The organism is Streptomyces sp. NPDC005195 (assembly GCF_040608315.1).
GTDB classification, from domain to species: domain Bacteria; phylum Actinomycetota; class Actinomycetes; order Streptomycetales; family Streptomycetaceae; genus Streptomyces; species Streptomyces kaempferi.
Genome location: NZ_JBEXHZ010000001.1, coordinates 389,954 through 407,297, shown reverse-complemented (window position 1 = coordinate 407,297; position 17,344 = coordinate 389,954). Strand labels below are relative to the sequence as shown.

The following is a 17,344-nucleotide window of genomic DNA, read 5'->3' as shown; positions in this document are numbered from 1 at the left end:
CGAGGGGGGATTCTCGGCACTCTCCGGTAGTGAGTGGAGCAAATCCATTCCCAGAACAGTCAGTTGTGGTGCTGAATGGGAAGTGCGGGGATACGCAACGGCGCACGCCCGGCACGACGAGAGGGGCGTAGCGCAACTGGCGGCTGAGAGGGGTTTGTTCGTGCATGCTTTCTCACACGGCACTTCATCGACACCGACCGTGGTCGCGGTTCCACCGGCGCTCTCACTCCCGGTGATCGAGGCCGGGTTTCCCCGTCAACTGCATCCGTATTGGCCCAAGCTCCAGGAGAACACACGTTCGTGGCTCCGGGAAAAACGGCTCATGCCTGCCGACAAGGTCCAGGAATATGCCGACGGCCTTTGCTATACGGACTTGATGGCGGGCTACTACATTGGCGCGCCCGACGAGGTCATACAGGCGATAGCGGACTACAGCGCGTGGTTCTTCGTCTGGGACGACCGCCACGACCGGGACGTCGTCCACCGCAGGGCGGCGGCCTGGCGGAGGCTCAGGTTCCAGCTCCATGAGGCGCTCGACTCTCCCAGGGAACATCTGCATCACCAGGATCCCCTGGTCGCGGGGTTCGCGGACAGCATGGTGCGGCTGTACTCGTTCCTGGGCGAGAAGTGGAACGCGCGCTTCGCACGACACTTCCACGCGGTGATCGAGGCCTACGACCGGGAATTCAGGAACCGTGCCTCCGGAACAGTCCCCACGGTCGAGGAATATCTCCAGCTCCGGCGGCTCACCTTCGCCCACTGGATCTGGACCGATCTCCTGGAGACGAGCGCGGGCTATGAACTTCCCGCCGCCGTGCGGAACAGTTCCGTATATCGGCGGGCGGCCCTGCTGAGTCAGGAATTCGCCGCCTGGTACAACGATCTCTGCTCGCTCCCGAAGGAAATAGCGGGCGACGAGGTGCACAATCTCGGAATCAGTCTCATTCATCATGAGGGGCTGACTCTCGAGGGCGCCGTCACGGACATGCGGCAGCGAGTCGTGGAATGCGTCACTGAATTCATCGAAGCGGAGGAGGAACTCGACGAGTTCGCCGACTCGCTCGCGGACGGCTCCGTGCGCGGAAAGGAACTGAGCGACGCGGTGAAGTCCTGTCTCGGCAATATGCGGAACTGGTTCAGCTCCGTGTACTGGTTCCACCACGAGTCCGGCCGGTACACCGTCGACAGCTGGGACGACCGATCCACACCCCCGTACGTCAACAACGAAGCGGCAGGTGAGTCATGACCGTCGAGTCCGTAAGGCCCGCGCACCCCGAGGCGCCGGAGCTGCCCGCCCCGCCCCTCGCCGGAGGCGGTGTCCCCGTCCTCGGCCACGGCTGGCAGCTGGTCCGCGACCCGCTGGGCCTCTTCGCCCGGCTGCGTGAGCACGGCGAGGTCGTCCGGCTCCGGCTGGGCCCCAAGACGGTGTACGCGCTCACCTCGCCCGCCCTCACCGGAGCGATGGCGCTGAGCCCCGACTTCAAGATCGACGGACCGCTCTGGGAGTCCCTGGAAGGCCTGCTCGGCAAGGAGGGCGTCGCGACCGCCAACGGGCCCCGGCACCGCCGTCAGCGGCGCACCATACAGCCCGCGTTCCGGCTCGACGTCATCCCCGAGTACGGGCCGGTCATGGAGGAGGAGGCACGGGCCCTCGCGGAGCGCATGGGGTCGGGGCAGGCCGTCGACTGCACCTCGGAGTCGTTCCGGGTCGCCGTGCGCATAGCGGCCCGCTGCCTGCTGCGCGGCGAGTACATGGACGAGCGCGCCGAGCGCCTCAGCATCGCGCTCGCCACCGTCTTCCGCGGCATGTACCGGCGCATGGTGATCCCGGCGGGCCCGCTCTATCGGCTGCCGCTTCCGGCCAACCGTAAATTCGACCGCGCATTGGCCGATTTGCATGTCCTGGTCGACGAGATCATCGCCGAACGCCGCGCATCTGGTCAAAAGCCGGACGATTTGCTGACGGCCTTGCTGGAAGCGAAGAACGAGAACGGCGAGCCGATCGGGGAACAGGAGATCCACGACCAAGTCGTGGCGATACTCACCCCCGGCAGCGAAACCGTCGCATCCACGATCATGTGGCTCCTGCAAGTCCTCGTGGAACACCCGGAACACGCCGCCCGGGTGGCCGCGGAGGTCGAATCCGTCGCCGGGGACCGGCCCGTCGCATTCGACGACGTCCGGAAGCTGTCGCACACGAACAATGTCGTCGTAGAAGCGATGCGACTGCGTCCCGCGGTATGGATTCTGACGCGGCGCGCGGTGACCGAAACGGAGCTCGGCGGCTATCGGATTCCGGCCGGTGCCGACATCGTCTACAGCCCGTACGCGATCCAGCGTGATCCCCGGTCGTACGACGGGCATCTGGATTTCGACCCCGACCGCTGGCTTCCGGAACGCGCCAAGGACGTGCCGAAGTACGCCATGAGTCCCTTCAGCGTGGGCAACCGGAAGTGCCCGAGCGATCACTTCTCGATGGCGCAGCTCAGCCTGATCACGGCGACGGTGGCGTCCCGGTGGCGCCTCGAGAAGGTGTCGGAGTCGATCGACAGCACCCGCGTCGGCATCACGCTGCGGCCGCACCGGCTGCTGCTGAGGACCGTGCCGCGCTGACCGTGCGTGACGGCCCGCGTCCGTACCGGTGCGTGGTCAGGCGGCCCGCGGGCCCCTGAACGTGCGCCGGTACGCCTGCGGGGTCGTCCCCAGACTCCGTACGAACTGGTGGCGCAGTGCGGCCGCGGTGCCGAACCCGGTGCGGCCCGCGATCGCGTCCATCGTCTCGTCCGTCGCTTCCAGCAACTCCTGTGCCAGCAGCACCCGCTGACGCAGGATCCAGCGGTACGGCGTGGTGCCGGTCTCCTGCTGGAAGCGGCGCGCGAAGGTGCGCGGGGACATGTGGGCGCGGGCCGCGAGCTGTTCGACGGTCACCTCCTCGTCGAGGTGGCGCTCCATCCACACCAGCACCTCGCCGACCGTGTCACAGGTGGAGCGGGGCAGCGGGCGTTCGATGTACTGGGCCTGGCCGCCGTCCCGGTGCGGGGGCACCACCATGCGCCGGGCGATGGCGTTGGCGACCTCAGGGCCCTGCTCCTTGCGGACGATGTGGAGGCAGGCGTCGATGCCCGCGGCGGTGCCGGCCGAGGTGATCACCGGGTCCGCGTCCACGTACAGCACGTCCGGCTCGACGGTCGTGCGGGGGTACTGCCGGGCCAGCTCGTCCGCATGGTGCCAGTGCACCGCGCAGCGCCGCCCGTCCAGCAGTCCGGCCGCGCCGAGTACGAAGACGCCGGAGCAGACGCTGAGCACCCGGGCGCCGCGGTCGACCGCGCGGCGCAGCGCGGCGAGCAGTTCGGGAGGGTAGGAGCGGGACGCGTAGGCGTTCCCGGCCGGCAGGGCGATCAGGTCGGCCGTCTCCAGCCGCTCCAGTCCGTGCTCCGTGTGGAGCGAGAACCCCGCGTGCGTGCTCAGGGTCGGGCCCTCGGCGGAGGCGACCGCGAAGTCGTACACGGGCAGCCCGTCGTCGCTGCGGTCGATCCCGAACACCTCGCAGACCACGCCGAGTTCGAAGGGATGCACTCCGTCGAGCAGCACGGCGGCCACGTTCTTCAGCATGCCGTCCAGTGTGCCTCGGAGGTGGCAGGAATTCGAGGGTGCGCGGCAGTGCTGCCACTGACGGTAAGGAGCGATCGGCGCGACAGTACTGTCCATGAACTCATTCATGGACAACCTCGTCGGAATGCTTCTCGTCCTCGCCGTCCTTGCCGTGGTGGCGCTGCCGTCGCTCATCGGGCTCGCGCACGAGCGGCGCGTGGACCGTCAGATCAGGGCTTCGTCACTCGCACGGTGACCGTCCACTCCTGGAGGCCCTTGCACGACACCCGGTGCGGCTCGGTGGCGCACAGTGGGCGGGACGAGGTGAGGCGTACGGTCCCCGCCGAGACCGCCCGGAAGGCGGCCGAGGCGTCGCCCGCCCGCAGGACGATCCCGCTGTTGGTGGCCTCCAGACCGTTGCCGTCGGCCTTGACGGGCGTCCAGGGCCGGTCGGCGGTGCCGTCCAGGGAGAGGCGGAGCTCCCCGCCCGTGGCGAGGCAGTACGTACGGCCGGCGTCCGCGGTGCCGAGCTCCGCGGGCGGTGTGCCACAGGTCTGGGGGTGCTTCGTGGGGGACGGCGGCACGGTGCCGCCGCCTCCCGGGTCGTCGCCGCCACTCTGTGTGCCGCAGCCCGCGAGCAGCAGCGTCAGGGCGGCGAGGGCGGCGAGGGCGTGGACCGGGTGGTGGTTCGTAGGGCGCATGGGGGTGACCTCCTTGCCGCTTGGACGTGTCACCCGCGTATCAGGATCCCCACCGGACGGGCGGAACCCCGGCCGCGACGGCGGCCGGGGTCCCGCGACGCTCAGCTGGTCGTGACGGCGGTGTCGTCGACGACGAAGCTGGTCTGGAGCGAGGAGTCCTCCACGCCGCTGAACTTCAGCGTGACGGTGGTGCCGGCGAACGAGGACAGGTCGAAGGTCTTCTGGACGTACCCGGTGGCCTTGTCGAGGTTGGAGTAGGTGGCCAGGGTGGTCGATCCGGCGGTGACCGTCAGCTTGTCGTAGGCGCTGGTGGTGGTGGTCTCCGCGGTGTCGGTGTGCAGGTAGAAGGTGTAGCCGGCCTTGCAGCCGGCGGGGATCGTCACCGACTGGGAGAGGGTGTCGGTGTGGGTGGAGCCGTAGCCGTCGAGCCAGGCCTTGTAGGAGCCGCCGTGTGCCGCCTCACCGGTGTCGGTCGTGATGACGCCGCTCGACGCGGTCCACGAGGTGCTGCCCGACTCGAAGCCCGGGTTGCCGAGCAACTGCGCCGGGGTGCAGGTGCCACCGCCGGAGGTGCTCACGGTCCAGGTGAACGAGGCCGAACCGGAGGCCCCCGTGCTGTCCTTCGCCGTGACGGTGACCGCGTAGGTGCTCGCGGTGCCGGCCGTGCCGGAGATCAGTCCGGTGGAGGCGTTGACGGACAGCCCCGTCGGCAGCCCGGTCGCGCTGTACGTGAGGGCCACGCCCGCGCTGTCGCCGGCCGCGATCTGCAGGCTCACCGAACCGCCGGTCGCGGTGGACCGGTTGCCCGGGTTGGTGACGGTCACGGTGTTGCCCGTACCGGTGCCCGAGGTGAAGGCGGCCGTGCCGTTGGGGGTGCCCCAGCCGGTCGGTCCGTCGTAGCCGGTGCCCGCGGTGCAGAAGTACGAGGGGGAGCACGAGCCGTTGTTGCCGCTGGTCACGTCGTACAGGTTCGAGGTGTGGGAGTAGGGGTACTTCGCCGGGTAGTCGCCGCTGCCCGGGGTGCCGGCCAGCGCGTACACGCCCGCGATGATCGGCGCCGAGGCGCTCGTGCCGCCGTAGACCGCCCAGCCGGAGCCGCCGTAGGTGTCGTAGACGGCCACGCCGGTGGCGGGGTCGGCGACCGCGGAGACGTCGGCCTCCATGCGCTTGGCGCAGCCGGTGTCGGTCTGCCAGGACGGCTTGGGGTCGTAGGCGGAGCAGCCGGAGCCGGTCCCCTCGGTGCTGCTGGTCTTCCACACGGACTCGGTCCAGCCGCGGGTGCCGGAGGACGTGGACAGCGCGGTGCCGCCGACGGCGGTCACGTACTGGGAGGTGGCCGGGTACTCGGCACCGTAGGCCTCGTCACCGGAGGAGACGGTGATGGCGACGCCCGGGTGCTTGAAGTACGAGGTGTCCTCGCCGGTCTGGGAGGACGACTCGGAGCCGCCCCAGCTGTTGGAGACGAACTTCGCGCCCAGCGTGACGGCCTCGTTCTCGGCGGTGCCGAGGTTGGCGTCGGTGGGTGAAGTGGCCTCCACGAGCACGATGTTGCAGTTCGGGCAGACCGCGCTGACCATGTCGATGTCGAGCGCTTCCTCGCCCGCCCAGCCGCTGTCGTTCGTCGGCAGCGAGGTGGTCGAGCCGGTCTGGCTGACCTGCTTGAAGCAGCCGTTGGCCTTGGTGCAGGCCGACAGGCCGAACTGCGAGCGGTAGGTGGCGAGGTCCGACTCGGCGTTGGGGTCGTTGTAGGCGTCGACCACGGCGACCGTCAGGCCGGAACCACCGGTCGAGGGCAGGTTGTAGGCGCTGTGCAGATTGGCCGGGCTGAGGCCGGACACCGCGGCGGCGTCGGAGGAGACCGCCGCGGCCAGCTTCTGCTCGATGTCGGTGCGGCGCTGGGCGAAGCAGGCCGCGTGACCGGGCGTCGGGGCGCCGCACAGGCGGGTGGTCGGCACCTTCTGGCCCGCCCTGCCCGTCGCGTGGACGGCCTGGGCGGCCGGGGAGGTCAGGGCCTTCGCGTTCTGGGTCACGCGAGAGGTGTGTCCGGTGGCGGGCGCGGTCTGGGCGCCGGCGGCCGGTGCCGCCATGAGACCGGCGACGGTGAGGGCGAGGGCGAGGGCGGGGGCGGCGGCGGTCAGGAGTCTTCGCAACCGCCGGGCGGGCCTGCTGGAGCGTGTCTCACTCATGGGAGTGCTGCCTCCATCGGTTTGAGGCCGGTGCCGCGTGGGCCCGGGTGGGGCCGTACGCGGTTCCACAGCCGGAAGTGGGGTTCTCGGCGCTGCACTGAGGTGCTCAGGTGCCGGCCCGTGACGCGCGTAGCGCGGTGAACGCAGAGCCTTGTCGTGGGCATGACACATTGATCGTCCTGGGATGCCACGATGCGCGGCAGAGCGGGACGGCCAGAACGTAACCGGGACGGACGGCACACGAACAGTCACGTCCGAAGAACTTTGCCGCTCCATAGGCGGGGATTGGAACGGGGATTGGCGTGGCTGGGGGCGGACGTGACGAAGCCGGGCCGCGTAAGCGACCCGGCCTCGTCACCCTCAGACCCGTTCCGGAGCGGTCAGAACTCCTCGTCGAAGCCGACCGAGCCCTCCACGGCGACCTGGTACGCCGAGGGACGGCGCTCGAAGAAGTTGGTCAGTTCCTGGACACCCTGGAGCTCCATGAAGGAGAAGGGGTTCTCGGAGCCGTAGACCGGGGCGAAGCCCAGACGCTGGAGGCGCTGGTCGGCGACGCACTCCAGGTACTGGCGCATCGACTCGGTGTTCATGCCCGGCAGGCCTTCACCGCACAGGTCGCGCCCGAACTGCAGCTCGGCCTCCACGGCTTCCCGCAGCATGTCGGTGACCTGCCGCTGGAGCTGGTCGTCGAAGAGCTCGGGCTCCTCCTTGCGGACGGTGTCGACCACCTCGAAGGCGAAGGACATGTGCATCGTCTCGTCGCGGAACACCCAGTTGGTGCCCGTCGCCAGTCCGTGCAGCAGACCCCGGCTGCGGAACCAGTAGACGTAGGCGAAGGCTCCGTAGAAGAAGAGGCCCTCGATGCACGCGGCGAAGCAGATGAGGTTCAGCAGGAAGCGGCGCCGGTCGGCCTGGGTCTCCAGGCGGTCCAGCTTCTCCACCGAGTCCATCCACCTGAAGCAGAACTCGGCCTTCTCCCGGATGGAGGGGATGTTCTCGACGGCCGCGAAGGCCGCCGTCCTGTCCTCCGGGTCGGGCAGATAGGTGTCCAGCAGGGTCAGGTAGAACTGGACGTGCACGGCCTCCTCGAACAGCTGGCGCGAGAGATAGAGGCGCGCCTCCGGGGAGTTGATGTGCTTGTACAGCGTCAGGACGAGGTTGTTCGACACGATCGAGTCGCCCGTCGCGAAGAACGCGACCAGCCGGCCGATCATGTGCTGCTCGCCCTGCGACAGCTTCGCCAGGTCGGCGACGTCCGAGTGGAGGTCGACCTCCTCGACGGTCCAGGTGTTCTTGATGGCGTCCCGGTAGCGCTCGTAGAAGTCCGGGTAGCGCATGGGGCGCAGGGTGAGTTCGAAACCCGGGTCGAGCAGGTTCTTCTCGCTGTTCGGGGTGGACATCACTGGCAGGCCTCGCAGGACTCGGGGTTCTCAAGGGAGCAGGCGACGGCGTCGGGGTCGGCGACCTGCTGGAGGGGGATCGTCTTCTCGGGCCGGGCCTGCGCCTGGGCGGCACGGGCGATGCGGGTCGCGGGGCGCGAGCGCAGGTAGTACGTCGTCTTCAGGCCCGACTTCCAGGCGTACGCGTACATCGAGGAGAGCTTGCCGATGGTCGGCGTCTCCAGGAAGAGGTTCAGCGACTGGGCCTGGTCCAGGAACGGAGTACGGGCCGCGGCCATGTCGATGAGGCCGCGCTGCGGGATCTCCCACGCCGTGCGGTACAGGTCGCGGACGTCCTGCGGCACCCATGTGAAGCCCTGCACCGAGCCGTTCGACTCGCGCAGCGCCTCCCGGGTCTGCGCGTCCCACACCCCGAGCTTCTTCAGCTCGGCCACCAGGTAGGAGTTGACCTGGAGGAACTCACCGGAGAGCGTCTCGCGCTTGAAGAGGTTCGAGACCTGCGGCTCGATGCACTCGTACACGCCCGCGATGGACGCGATCGTCGCGGTGGGCGCGATGGCGAGCAGGAGCGAGTTGCGCATGCCGACCGCGGCGATGCGCTCCCGCAGCGCCGCCCAGCGCTCCGGCCAGTTCAGCTCGACGGCGAAGTGGTCGGGGTGCAGCACACCGCGGGCGGTACGGGTCTTCTCCCAGGCCGGCAGCGGGCCGTTGCGCTCGGCGAGGTCGGCCGAGGCCTCGTAGGCGGCGAGCATGATGCGCTCGGCGATGCGGGTGGAGAGCGCGCGGGCGGCGGGCGAGTCGAAGGGCAGACGCAGCTTGAAGAAGACGTCCTGGAGGCCCATCGCGCCGAGGCCGACGGGGCGCCACTTGGCGTTCGACCGGCCCGCCTGCTCGGTCGGGTAGAAGTTGATGTCGACGACGCGGTCGAGGAAGGTGACGGCGGTGCGGACCGTCTCGTCCAGACGCTCCCAGTCGAGGCCGCCGGTCGTCGTGTCGACGAACGCGCCGAGGTTGACCGAGCCGAGGTTGCAGACGGCCGTCTCCCCGTCGTCCGTGACCTCCAGGATCTCGGTGCACAGGTTCGAGGAGTGCACGGTGTGGCCCGGCTCCGCCGTCTGGTTGGCCGTGCGGTTGGCGGCGTCCTTGAACGTCATCCAGCCATTGCCGGTCTGCGCCAGGGTGCGCATCATGCGGCCGTAGAGATCGCGGGCCGGGATGGTCTTCTTCGCCAGGCCCTTCGCCTCCGCCGCACGGTACGCCGCGTCGAACTCCGCGCCCCACAGGTCGACCAGCTCGGGCACGTCCGAGGGGGAGAACAGGGACCACTGCGCGTCGGCGTCGACCCGGCGCATGAACTCGTCCGGGATCCAGTGCGCGAGGTTCAGGTTGTGCGTACGGCGGGCGTCCTCACCGGTGTTGTCACGCAGCTCCAGGAACTCCTCGATGTCGGAGTGCCAGGTCTCCAGGTAGACCGCGGCGGCGCCCTTGCGCCGGCCGCCCTGGTTCACCGCGGCGACCGAGGCGTCGAGGGTCTTCAGGAACGGGACGATGCCGTTGGAGTGCCCGTTCGTGCCGCGGATCAGTGAACCGCGGGAGCGGATGCGGGAGTAGGACAGCCCGATGCCGCCCGCGTGCTTCGACAGGCGCGCGACCTGGTGGTAGCGGTCGTAGATGGAGTCCAGCTCGTCCAGCGGGGAGTCGAGGAGGTAGCAGGACGACATCTGCGGGTGCCGCGTACCGGAGTTGAAGAGCGTGGGGGAGGAGGGGAGGTAGTCCAGGCGGCTCATCAGGCCGTAGAGCGCGGCCACTTCGTCGACGGACCGGGCCGTGTCGTCCTCCGCGAGGCCGGACGCCACCCGGAGCATGAAGTGCTGGGGGGTCTCGATGACCTTGCGGGTGATCGGGTGCCGGAGCAGGTAGCGGCTGTGCAGGGTGCGCAGGCCGAAGTAGCCGAAGCGGTCGTCGCCCGCGGTGTCGATCAGCGCGTCCAGGCGGGCCGCGTACAGGTCGACGAAGTCGGCCGTGCGGTCGGCGATCAGACCTTCGCGCCGGCCCGTGGTGATGGACTCGGAGAACGTCGTGACGCCCTGCGAGGCGGCCTCCTCCGTGATGCCGACCGTCAGCAGCCTGGCGGCCAGCCGCGAGTACGCGGGGTCCTCGGAGATGAGGCCGGCGGCCGCCTCGGTGGCCAGCTCGCGCAGCTCCGCGTCGTCCGCGCGCGTGGACCGGCCACGCAGCGCGGCGGCGGCGACCCGGCCGGGGTCGGCGCCGGGGAGGTCGGCGGTGAAGTCGGTCAGGGTACGCAGCAGCGTGGTACCGGGACCGTCCGTCTCCACCGGGGACCGCTGCGCGGACTCCGTTTCCACCGGGGCCTTCTGGGCGGAAACTGCAACCGGGTCGGCTGGCGCGATGGTCACTTGGGGCTCTCCCTCGCTCGGCACGGGGCCTGGCGGAGGGCAGCGGGACACGCGACTCCGTTACGGGTACGCGTGCGTCCACCGGCCCATTCCACGAGGCTCGGACGTCGTCGGCGCCCGGCCGGCTGGCCGGGGCACGCTGTCGGCAGGTCCTCGGACTGAAGCCCGTGCGCGAATGCGCACAAGTACACCGTTGCGGGACAGTTCCGGATTCGCACCGGATTCCCCTGCGACGACAGCGAGCATGAGCATACATCTAGTGCCGGGCTGAGGAAGCACCCCCACATGTTGTGCCGTGTCGGCTTCGGAGGGCGCTACGGAGTGTGGCTGAGAGTCAACTCGCAGGTGAGGAGGGAGAGGCCGCAGGGGTGCCGGAGGCGTGCCTCCGGGGGACGGCGACGGGCCGCCGGATGTCCCTCCGACGGCCCGCAGCGCGCTGTCGCCTTCCCCGCTTACGGCCTAGTGGCCCGCCTCCGCCGTGGCCGGGGGCAGCTCGACCTGGACCCCCGTGTCGCCGGCGTCCACCGTGTAGTCCTCCGGTGACGTCTCGTCCACGCCCTCGGGCGCCTTGAACGCCCGCAGGGCGAAGGTGAGGACGACGGAGACCACCACGTTCAGGACGAACGCCGTCAGACCGATGTAGCCGATCTCCCCGATCCCCGGGATCTCCTTCGAGCTGCCACCGAAGTGCGCCTGCGTCGGTGAGGCGACCCCGTAGGCGGCGAGCGTGCCGTAGAGCATGCCGACCGCCCAGCCGCCGAGCAGCGCCCAGCGGTGGAACCAGCGCGTGAACAGACCGCCGACCAGGGCCGGGAAGGTCTGCAGGATCCAGATGCCGCCCAGGAGCTGGAAGTTGATGGCGACGGTCTTGTCCATCGTCAGGACGAAGACCAGCGCGCCCACCTTCACCAGGAGCGAGACCAGCTTGGAGACCTTCGTCTCCTGCTGCGGGGTCGCGTCCGGCTTGATGAAGTCCCGGTAGATGTTGCGGGTGAAGAGGTTCGCGGCCGCGATGGACATGATGGCCGCGGGGACGAGGGCTCCGATGCCGATCGCGGCGAAGGCCACCCCCGCGAACCAGTCCGGGAACATGTCCTCGAAGAGCTGCGGGATGGCGAGCTGGCCGTTGGTGACCTTCACCCCGGCCGCGATCGCCATGAAGCCGAGCAGGGCGAGCAGGCCCAGCATCAGGGAGTAGAGCGGCAGGATCGTGGTGTTGCGCCGGATCACCTCACGGCTGCGGCTGGACAGCGTCGCGGTGATCGAGTGCGGGTACATGAACAGGGCGAGCGCGGAGCCGAGCGCCAGGGTGGCGTAGGTCCACTGCCCGGCCTGGGGCGGTACGATCCCGCCCGCTCCGGCCGCGGCGTACTTCTCGCTCGCCGAGTGGAAGATCTCGTCGAACCCGCCCAGCTTGATCGGGATGTAGATGATGGCCACCGCGATCACGATGTAGATCAGGGTGTCCTTCACGAACGCGATCAGGGCGGGGGCGCGCAGGCCCGAGGAGTAGGTGTACGCGGCCAGTACGCCGAAGGCGATGAGGAGCGGGAGGTCCTTGACGAACCAGTTCGTGTTCTCGCCGCCGCCGACGCCCATGACGTCCAGCACGGCCTGGATGCCGACCAGTTGGAGCGCGATGTACGGCATGGTCGCGAGGATGCCGGTGACGGCCACGGCGAGGGACAGACCCTTGGAGCCGAAGCGGCCGCGTACGAAGTCCGACGTCGTCACATAGCCGTGCTTGTGGGAGACGGACCACAGGCGGGGCAGGAACGTGAAGACCAGCGGGTAGACCAGGATCGTGTACGGCACGGCGAAGAAGCCGGCCGCGCCCGCCGCGTAGATCGCGGCCGGTACGGCGACGAAGGTGTACGCCGTGTAGAGGTCGCCGCCGAGCAGGAACCAGGTGACCCAGGTGCCGAACGACCGTCCGCCCAGGCCCCATTCGTCGAGGCTGTGCTCGTTGTCGGCCTTGCGCCAGCGCGCGGCCAGGAAACCCATGGCCGTGACGGCCACGAAGAAGATGATGAAGACGGTGAGTGCCACGCCGTTCACGCCGTCGTTCATGCGTCCACCCCGCCCTTCGTGATCGCACGGGCGCGCTGGTCACGCTGCCACAGCTGGTACGCGGTCACGGTGAGCGCGGTCGAGAGGAGCACCCACAGCATCTGGTACCAGTAGAAGAAGGGGATGCCGATGAAGGCGGGGTCGACCTTCGCGTACGAGCCGACCCACAGCATGGCCACGAACGGGGCGATCAGGCAGAGGGCGATCACCACGCGGAGCGGTGTCACCGCCCGGTCCGGTGTCACCACCGGTGGTTTCGTTTCCGGCACGTCTGACATGGGCGGCTCCGTCCCCTCGCTGGTCACCTGTGCAATGCGCAGGAAATCTAGGCGACGGTTCCGCTTTATGGAACCCCATCCCCGGCGGTGGATGTGGAGGGTTGGTGTGCGGGAGCGCGGGCGGGCCGGCCGGTGAACTCCCTTACCGGGCAGAGCGTTGCCCCGACGGCCCGGAGCGGGGCCGGCCGCGTCGCGTACCGCTCCCGCCGTGCCTCGGCCCGGACCGTGCCTCGAACGTGAAGGCGAAGTGGTACCGCGGGGGCCGCGGGGGACCGCCGGTCACCCCGGACCTCGGGATACCGGTGTGTCAGTCCTGCGGACGCTTGAGCCTGGCCACGAACTTGTAGCGGTCGCCCCGGTACACCGAGCGCACCCACTCCACCGGTTCGCCCTGCCGGTCGATCGAGTGCCGGGACAGCATCAGCATGGGCAGGCCGACGTCGGTGCCGAGCAGTCCGGCCTCGCGCGGGGTGGCCAGCGAGGTCTCGATGGTCTCCTCGGCCTCCGCGAGGTGGACGTCGTACACCTCGGCGAGCGCGGTGTAGAGCGAGGTGTACTTGACGAGCGACCGGCGCAGCGCGGGGAAGCGCTTCGCGGACAGGTGGGTCGTCTCGATCGCCATCGGCTCGCCGCTGGCCAGACGCAGCCGCTCGATGCGCAGCACCCGGCCGCCGGCCGAGATGTCGAGCAGTTCCGCGAGGGTCTCGTCGGCGGTGATGTAGCCGATGTCCAGGAGTTGCGAGGTGGGTTCCAGGCCCTGGGCGCGCATGTCCTCGGTGTACGAGGTGAGCTGGAGCGCCTGCGAGACCTTGGGCTTGGCGACGAAGGTGCCCTTGCCCTGGATGCGTTCGAGCCGGCCCTCGACGACGAGTTCCTGGAGGGCCTGGCGCACGGTCGTGCGCGAGGTGTCGAACTCGGCGGCGAGGGTGCGCTCGGGCGGCACCGGTGTGCCGGGCGGCAGGGTGTCCGTCATGTCGAGCAGGTGCTTCTTGAGGCGGTAGTACTTGGGCACGCGCGCGGTACGGATGGGGGCCCCACCCTCGTTCTCCGCACTGCTGACGTCGGTGCTCATGCTCTGCCTTCCCGGCTCCGGGTGCCGAAGCGACCGGCATCCCGCCGGTCACGGGTCACATCGTGGCACGGCTTCGCGTGCGAGTGTCTCCCGCACGCTCCGTGATCCCCTCTATATACCGTCGGGGTACCTGTTGGTCTAGTCCATCGTGCGCGCGGGGTTCCTGAACAGCCCTGCCGTTTATGCCACTTACCTACTTAAAGGTCCTTGCATATGTAGGTCCCATAACGGACGGTCGGCCGGGCTTACACACCCTTGACACCCCTCTAGGTCTAGGCCAAGCTCCCCGTACTGGTCTACACCATTGGTCCAGGTCCCAGCCCCACGGGCAGTAATCGGCAGCGATTCGGCGTGTGTCACCGCGGTGGGCAGGGGGGTTTGTGGCATCCCTGAGGAGGGTGGCGTGAAGCGGAAGCTGGCAGCTGCGATCGGTATCGCGGGCATGATGGTCTCCATCGCGGCGTGCGGTGGCGGTGACGACAAGTCCGGGGGGTCGGGCAAGGGCGCGGACGCCAAGGAGCTGACCGTCTGGCTCACGGTGGACGCGCAGAACAACTGGCCCGAACTGGTCAAGGCCGCGGACGCGGCGGTGACGGCGAAGCACCCGGGCGTCAAGATCAACCACGAGTACTACGGCTGGCCGGACAAGAACGCCAAGCTCGACGCCGTCCTTGCCACCGACAAGGCCCCCGACGTGGTCGAGATGGGCAACACCGAGATGCTCGGCTACATGGTCAAGGGAGCCTTCGCCCCCGTCGACGCCACGAAGTTCGACAACTCGGCCGGGTGGCTGGACGGCCTGAAGGCGTCTGTCACCTACCAGGACAAGACCTACGGCGTGCCGTACTACGCCGGTGGCCGTGTCGGCAACTGGCGCAAGGACGTGGCGGCTTCGGTCGGCATCAAGACGACCCCGAAGACGTACCAGGAGCTCACCTCCGACCTGGACAAGATCCAGAAGAAGGAGGGGAACAAGTTCAACGCCTGGTACCAGCCCACCCGCGACTGGTACGCCGCGATGTCCTTCGTCTACGACGCCGGCGGCGCCATCGCCAAGGACGAGGGCGGCCAGTGGAAGGCCAGCCTCTCCTCGCCCGAGTCGGTCAAGGGCCTCACCGAGTTCAAGAACGTCGTCGACAAGTACATGCACGGCGACAAGACCAAGGACGAGTCCGACCGTTACATCGTCTACGGCCAGGGCAAGTCCGCCATGATCTTCGGTGCCGCCTGGGAAGGCGCGACCTCCGAGGACCCGAAGAGCGACAAGACCGGCAAGCTCAAGGGCAACCTCGAGAACTTCGTGATGCCCGGCCCGTCCGGCAAGAACCTGCCCGTCTTCCTCGGCGGCTCCGACCTCGCCATCCCGGTGAAGTCGAAGGCGCAGGCACTCGCCGGCGAGTGGATCAACGCCCTCACGGGCGCCACGGGCCAGAAGGGCCTGATGGCCAAGGGCAACCTGCCCAACAACAAGACCGACCTCGCGACCCTCAAGAACGACCCGGCGACGGTCGTCCCGGCCACCGCGGCCGAGAGCAGCTGGTTCGTGCCGATGGCGCCGGGCTGGGGCCAGGTCGAGAAGGCCCAGGTCCTGCAGACGATGCTGCAGAGCATCGGCACCGGCAAGAAGTCGGTGGAGGCGGCCGCGAAGGAAGCGGACGCCGCGATCGACAAGGTCATCAACACCAAGTGACCTGAGCGCAGGGCCCCGTCGGACCCCGGGGAGTGCTTCCGGGGGCGGGGCCCTGCTTCTCGTACGACCTGAGGGACCGCTGAGGAGCGCGCGATGAGTGCCGCAGACACGACCACCCCGACCAAGGCGCCACCGGCACGGCAGGCATCGCCACCGACGGCCCCCAGGGCGCCGCGCAGAAGGCGGGCCCCTGGCGGAACCGCCGTCCCCTGGGCACTGCTCGCCCCCTGTCTGCTCATCCTCGCGCTGGTCATGGGCTACCCCCTGGTCCGGCTCGTCACCCTGTCCTTCCAGAAGTTCGGCCAGTCCCAGCTCTGGGGCTTCCAGCCGGCCGAGTCGGTCGGCCTCGACAACTTCACCAAGGTGCTCGGTGACGGCGAGTTCTGGTCCGTCGTCCTGCGCACGATCGTCTTCGCCGCCGGGTCCGTCGTCTTCACGATGGTCGCCGGCATGCTGATCGCGCTGCTCCTCCAGCGCGTCTCCGGCTGGGTCAGGACGCTCGTCAACATCGCGCTCGTGGCCAGCTGGGGCATGCCGATCATCGTGGCCACCACCGTGTTCAAGTGGCTCTTCGACTCGGACTACGGCATCTTCAACGCGGTGCTGAGCAGGCTCCCCGGCGTCGACATGGTCGGCCACAACTGGTTCGCCAGCGGACCGCAGGGCCTCGCCGTGATCATGCTGCTGGTGGTGTGGGGCGCGGTGCCCTTCGTCGTCATCACGCTCAGCGCGGGGCTGACCCAGGTACCCCAGGAACTCGAGGAGGCGGCCCGCCTGGACGGCGCCGGCTCCTGGGGGGTCTTCCGCTACGTCACGCTCCCCATCCTCAAGCCGATCGTCGTGATGCTGACGACGCTCTCCGTCATCTGGGACATGGGAGTCTTCCCGCAGGTCTTCGTGATGCGTGGCGGCCACCCCGAGGCCGAGTTCCAGCTGCTCACCACCTACTCCTACGACCGCGCGTTCGTGGTCAACGACTATGCCCAGGGATCGGCGATCGCCCTGTTGACCGTGCTGCTCTTGCTCGGCGTGGTCGCCGTCTACATGCGCCAGATGCTCAAGATCGGAGAGGTCGAATGAGCGCCGTCGCCACACCGAGGCGTACGCCCTCCGGACCCCGGAAGTCCAAGCTCGGCTGGAACGTCCTCGGTCTGCTCGTCTTCGTCACCGCGGGCTTCCCGGTCTACTGGATGCTGAACACGGCGTTCAAGCCCGCGAAGGACGCCATCGACCCGGATCCGAGCCTGCTTCCCACCGGGGTGACGCTCGACAACTTCCGCCGCGCGCTGGACATCGCGGACTTCTGGGGCCCGGTCGGCCGCAGCCTGATCGTGTCCCTGTCCGTCGTCGTGATCGGCATCGCGGTGGGCATGCTCGCGGCGCTCGCCATCTCCCGCTTCGCCTTCCGCGGCCGCAAGATCGTGATCGTCGGCATCCTGGCCGTTCAGATGATCCCACTGGTCGCCATGATCATCCCGGTCTTCCTGCTGCTCAACGACCTCGATCAGTACGACAAGCTCTCCGGCCTGATCATCACCTACCTGACCTTCATCCTGCCCTTCACTGTGTGGACGCTGCGCGGCTTCATCGTCAACATCCCGAAGGAGCTGGAGGAGGCGGCCATGGTCGACGGCTGCTCCCGCACCGGCGCCTTCGTGCGGGTGGTCTTCCCGCTCCTCGCCCCCGGCATGGTCGCGACCTCGGTGTACGCCTTCATCCAGGCGTGGAACGAGTACCTCTACGCCCTGATGCTGATGAGCCAGAAGAACCAGACCGCCACCGTCTGGCTCGGCAACTTCACCACCAAGCACGGCACCGAGTACGCCCCGATGATGGCCGGTGCCACCATGATGGCCGTGCCGATCGTCGTGCTCTTCCTCATCGTCCAGCGCAAGATGGCCGCGGGGCTGACCGCGGGCGCCGTGAAGGGATAACGCCC

General features: G+C 68.8%; 14 protein-coding genes and 1 riboswitch. Of the genes, 6 read left to right on the top strand and 8 right to left on the bottom strand.

Annotation, left to right across the window (positions count from 1 at the left end; all coding sequences use genetic code 11):
* Positions 1 to 160: 160 nt before the first annotated feature.
* Both cyc1 and ABZV34_RS01785 read left to right on the top strand, forming a co-directional pair.
* Positions 161 to 1,246: an epi-isozizaene synthase gene (gene cyc1, locus ABZV34_RS01790; protein WP_356270723.1), complete on the top strand. Its 1,086-nt coding sequence runs from the start codon at positions 161 to 163 to the stop codon at positions 1,244 to 1,246.
* Positions 1,243 to 2,613 (top strand): cytochrome P450, encoded by a 1,371-nt coding sequence (locus ABZV34_RS01785; protein ID WP_356270427.1) that lies wholly within the window; start codon positions 1,243 to 1,245, stop codon positions 2,611 to 2,613. The genes cyc1 and ABZV34_RS01785 overlap by 4 nt, the downstream gene beginning before the upstream one ends.
* A gap of 36 nt (positions 2,614 to 2,649) precedes the next feature.
* Here the strand turns inward: ABZV34_RS01785 and ABZV34_RS01780 are convergent, their stop codons facing one another.
* On the bottom strand, positions 2,650 to 3,612 hold the full coding sequence (locus tag ABZV34_RS01780) for a helix-turn-helix domain-containing protein (RefSeq protein WP_356270425.1): 963 nt from the start codon (positions 3,610 to 3,612) through the stop codon (positions 2,650 to 2,652).
* A gap of 94 nt (positions 3,613 to 3,706) precedes the next feature.
* Here ABZV34_RS01780 and ABZV34_RS01775 point away from each other — a divergent pair, with 94 nt between their 5' ends.
* Positions 3,707 to 3,847 carry a hypothetical protein gene (locus ABZV34_RS01775; RefSeq protein WP_356270423.1) on the top strand — a complete coding sequence of 47 codons (141 nt, stop codon included), beginning with the start codon at positions 3,707 to 3,709 and terminating at the stop codon, positions 3,845 to 3,847.
* Here ABZV34_RS01775 and ABZV34_RS01770 read toward each other — a convergent pair.
* The 7 genes from ABZV34_RS01770 to ABZV34_RS01740 all read right to left on the bottom strand — a co-directional run bounded on the left by ABZV34_RS01770 (position 3,822) and on the right by ABZV34_RS01740 (position 13,715).
* On the bottom strand, positions 3,822 to 4,292 hold the full coding sequence (locus ABZV34_RS01770; protein ID WP_356270421.1) for a hypothetical protein: 471 nt from the start codon (positions 4,290 to 4,292) through the stop codon (positions 3,822 to 3,824). The two genes, ABZV34_RS01775 and ABZV34_RS01770, sit on opposite strands and share 26 nt — an antisense overlap.
* 101 nt (positions 4,293 to 4,393) lie before the next feature.
* The gene (locus tag ABZV34_RS01765) at positions 4,394 to 6,478 is read right to left on the bottom strand and encodes a putative Ig domain-containing protein (RefSeq protein ID WP_356270419.1); all 2,085 of its coding nucleotides are present in this window, start codon (positions 6,476 to 6,478) and stop codon (positions 4,394 to 4,396) included.
* Between the two features lie 380 nt (positions 6,479 to 6,858).
* A complete protein-coding gene (locus ABZV34_RS01760) occupies positions 6,859 to 7,878 on the bottom strand; it encodes a ribonucleotide-diphosphate reductase subunit beta (protein ID WP_356270417.1) in 1,020 nt (339 codons plus the stop codon).
* Positions 7,878 to 10,244, bottom strand: a complete 2,367-nt coding sequence (locus ABZV34_RS01755; protein WP_356270721.1) for a ribonucleoside-diphosphate reductase subunit alpha — start codon at positions 10,242 to 10,244, stop codon at positions 7,878 to 7,880. The genes ABZV34_RS01760 and ABZV34_RS01755 overlap by 1 nt, the downstream gene beginning before the upstream one ends.
* 177 nt (positions 10,245 to 10,421) lie before the next feature.
* Positions 10,422 to 10,577: riboswitch (cobalamin riboswitch) on the bottom strand.
* A 177-nt stretch (positions 10,578 to 10,754) separates the two neighbouring features.
* The gene (mctP, locus tag ABZV34_RS01750; protein WP_356270416.1) at positions 10,755 to 12,365 is read right to left on the bottom strand and encodes a monocarboxylate uptake permease MctP; all 1,611 of its coding nucleotides are present in this window, start codon (positions 12,363 to 12,365) and stop codon (positions 10,755 to 10,757) included.
* Complete coding sequence (locus ABZV34_RS01745) at positions 12,362 to 12,643, bottom strand: DUF3311 domain-containing protein (protein WP_356270414.1); 282 nt, start codon at positions 12,641 to 12,643, stop codon at positions 12,362 to 12,364. The genes mctP and ABZV34_RS01745 overlap by 4 nt, the downstream gene beginning before the upstream one ends.
* A gap of 307 nt (positions 12,644 to 12,950) precedes the next feature.
* Complete coding sequence (locus ABZV34_RS01740) at positions 12,951 to 13,715, bottom strand: GntR family transcriptional regulator (protein WP_148010391.1); 765 nt, start codon at positions 13,713 to 13,715, stop codon at positions 12,951 to 12,953.
* 403 nt (positions 13,716 to 14,118) lie between these two features.
* Here ABZV34_RS01740 and ABZV34_RS01735 point away from each other — a divergent pair, with 403 nt between their 5' ends.
* From ABZV34_RS01735 to ABZV34_RS01725, 3 genes are all read left to right on the top strand, one after another.
* Positions 14,119 to 15,405 carry an extracellular solute-binding protein gene (locus ABZV34_RS01735; RefSeq protein ID WP_356270413.1) on the top strand — a complete coding sequence of 429 codons (1,287 nt, stop codon included), beginning with the start codon at positions 14,119 to 14,121 and terminating at the stop codon, positions 15,403 to 15,405.
* A 93-nt stretch (positions 15,406 to 15,498) separates the two neighbouring features.
* Entirely contained in the window at positions 15,499 to 16,485 is a 987-nt protein-coding gene (locus ABZV34_RS01730; RefSeq protein WP_356270411.1) for a sugar ABC transporter permease, read from the top strand.
* Positions 16,482 to 17,339 (top strand): carbohydrate ABC transporter permease, encoded by an 858-nt coding sequence (locus ABZV34_RS01725; RefSeq protein WP_356270409.1) that lies wholly within the window; start codon positions 16,482 to 16,484, stop codon positions 17,337 to 17,339. Before ABZV34_RS01730 ends, ABZV34_RS01725 begins: the two co-directional genes overlap by 4 nt.
* Positions 17,340 to 17,344: the final 5 nt, after the last annotated feature.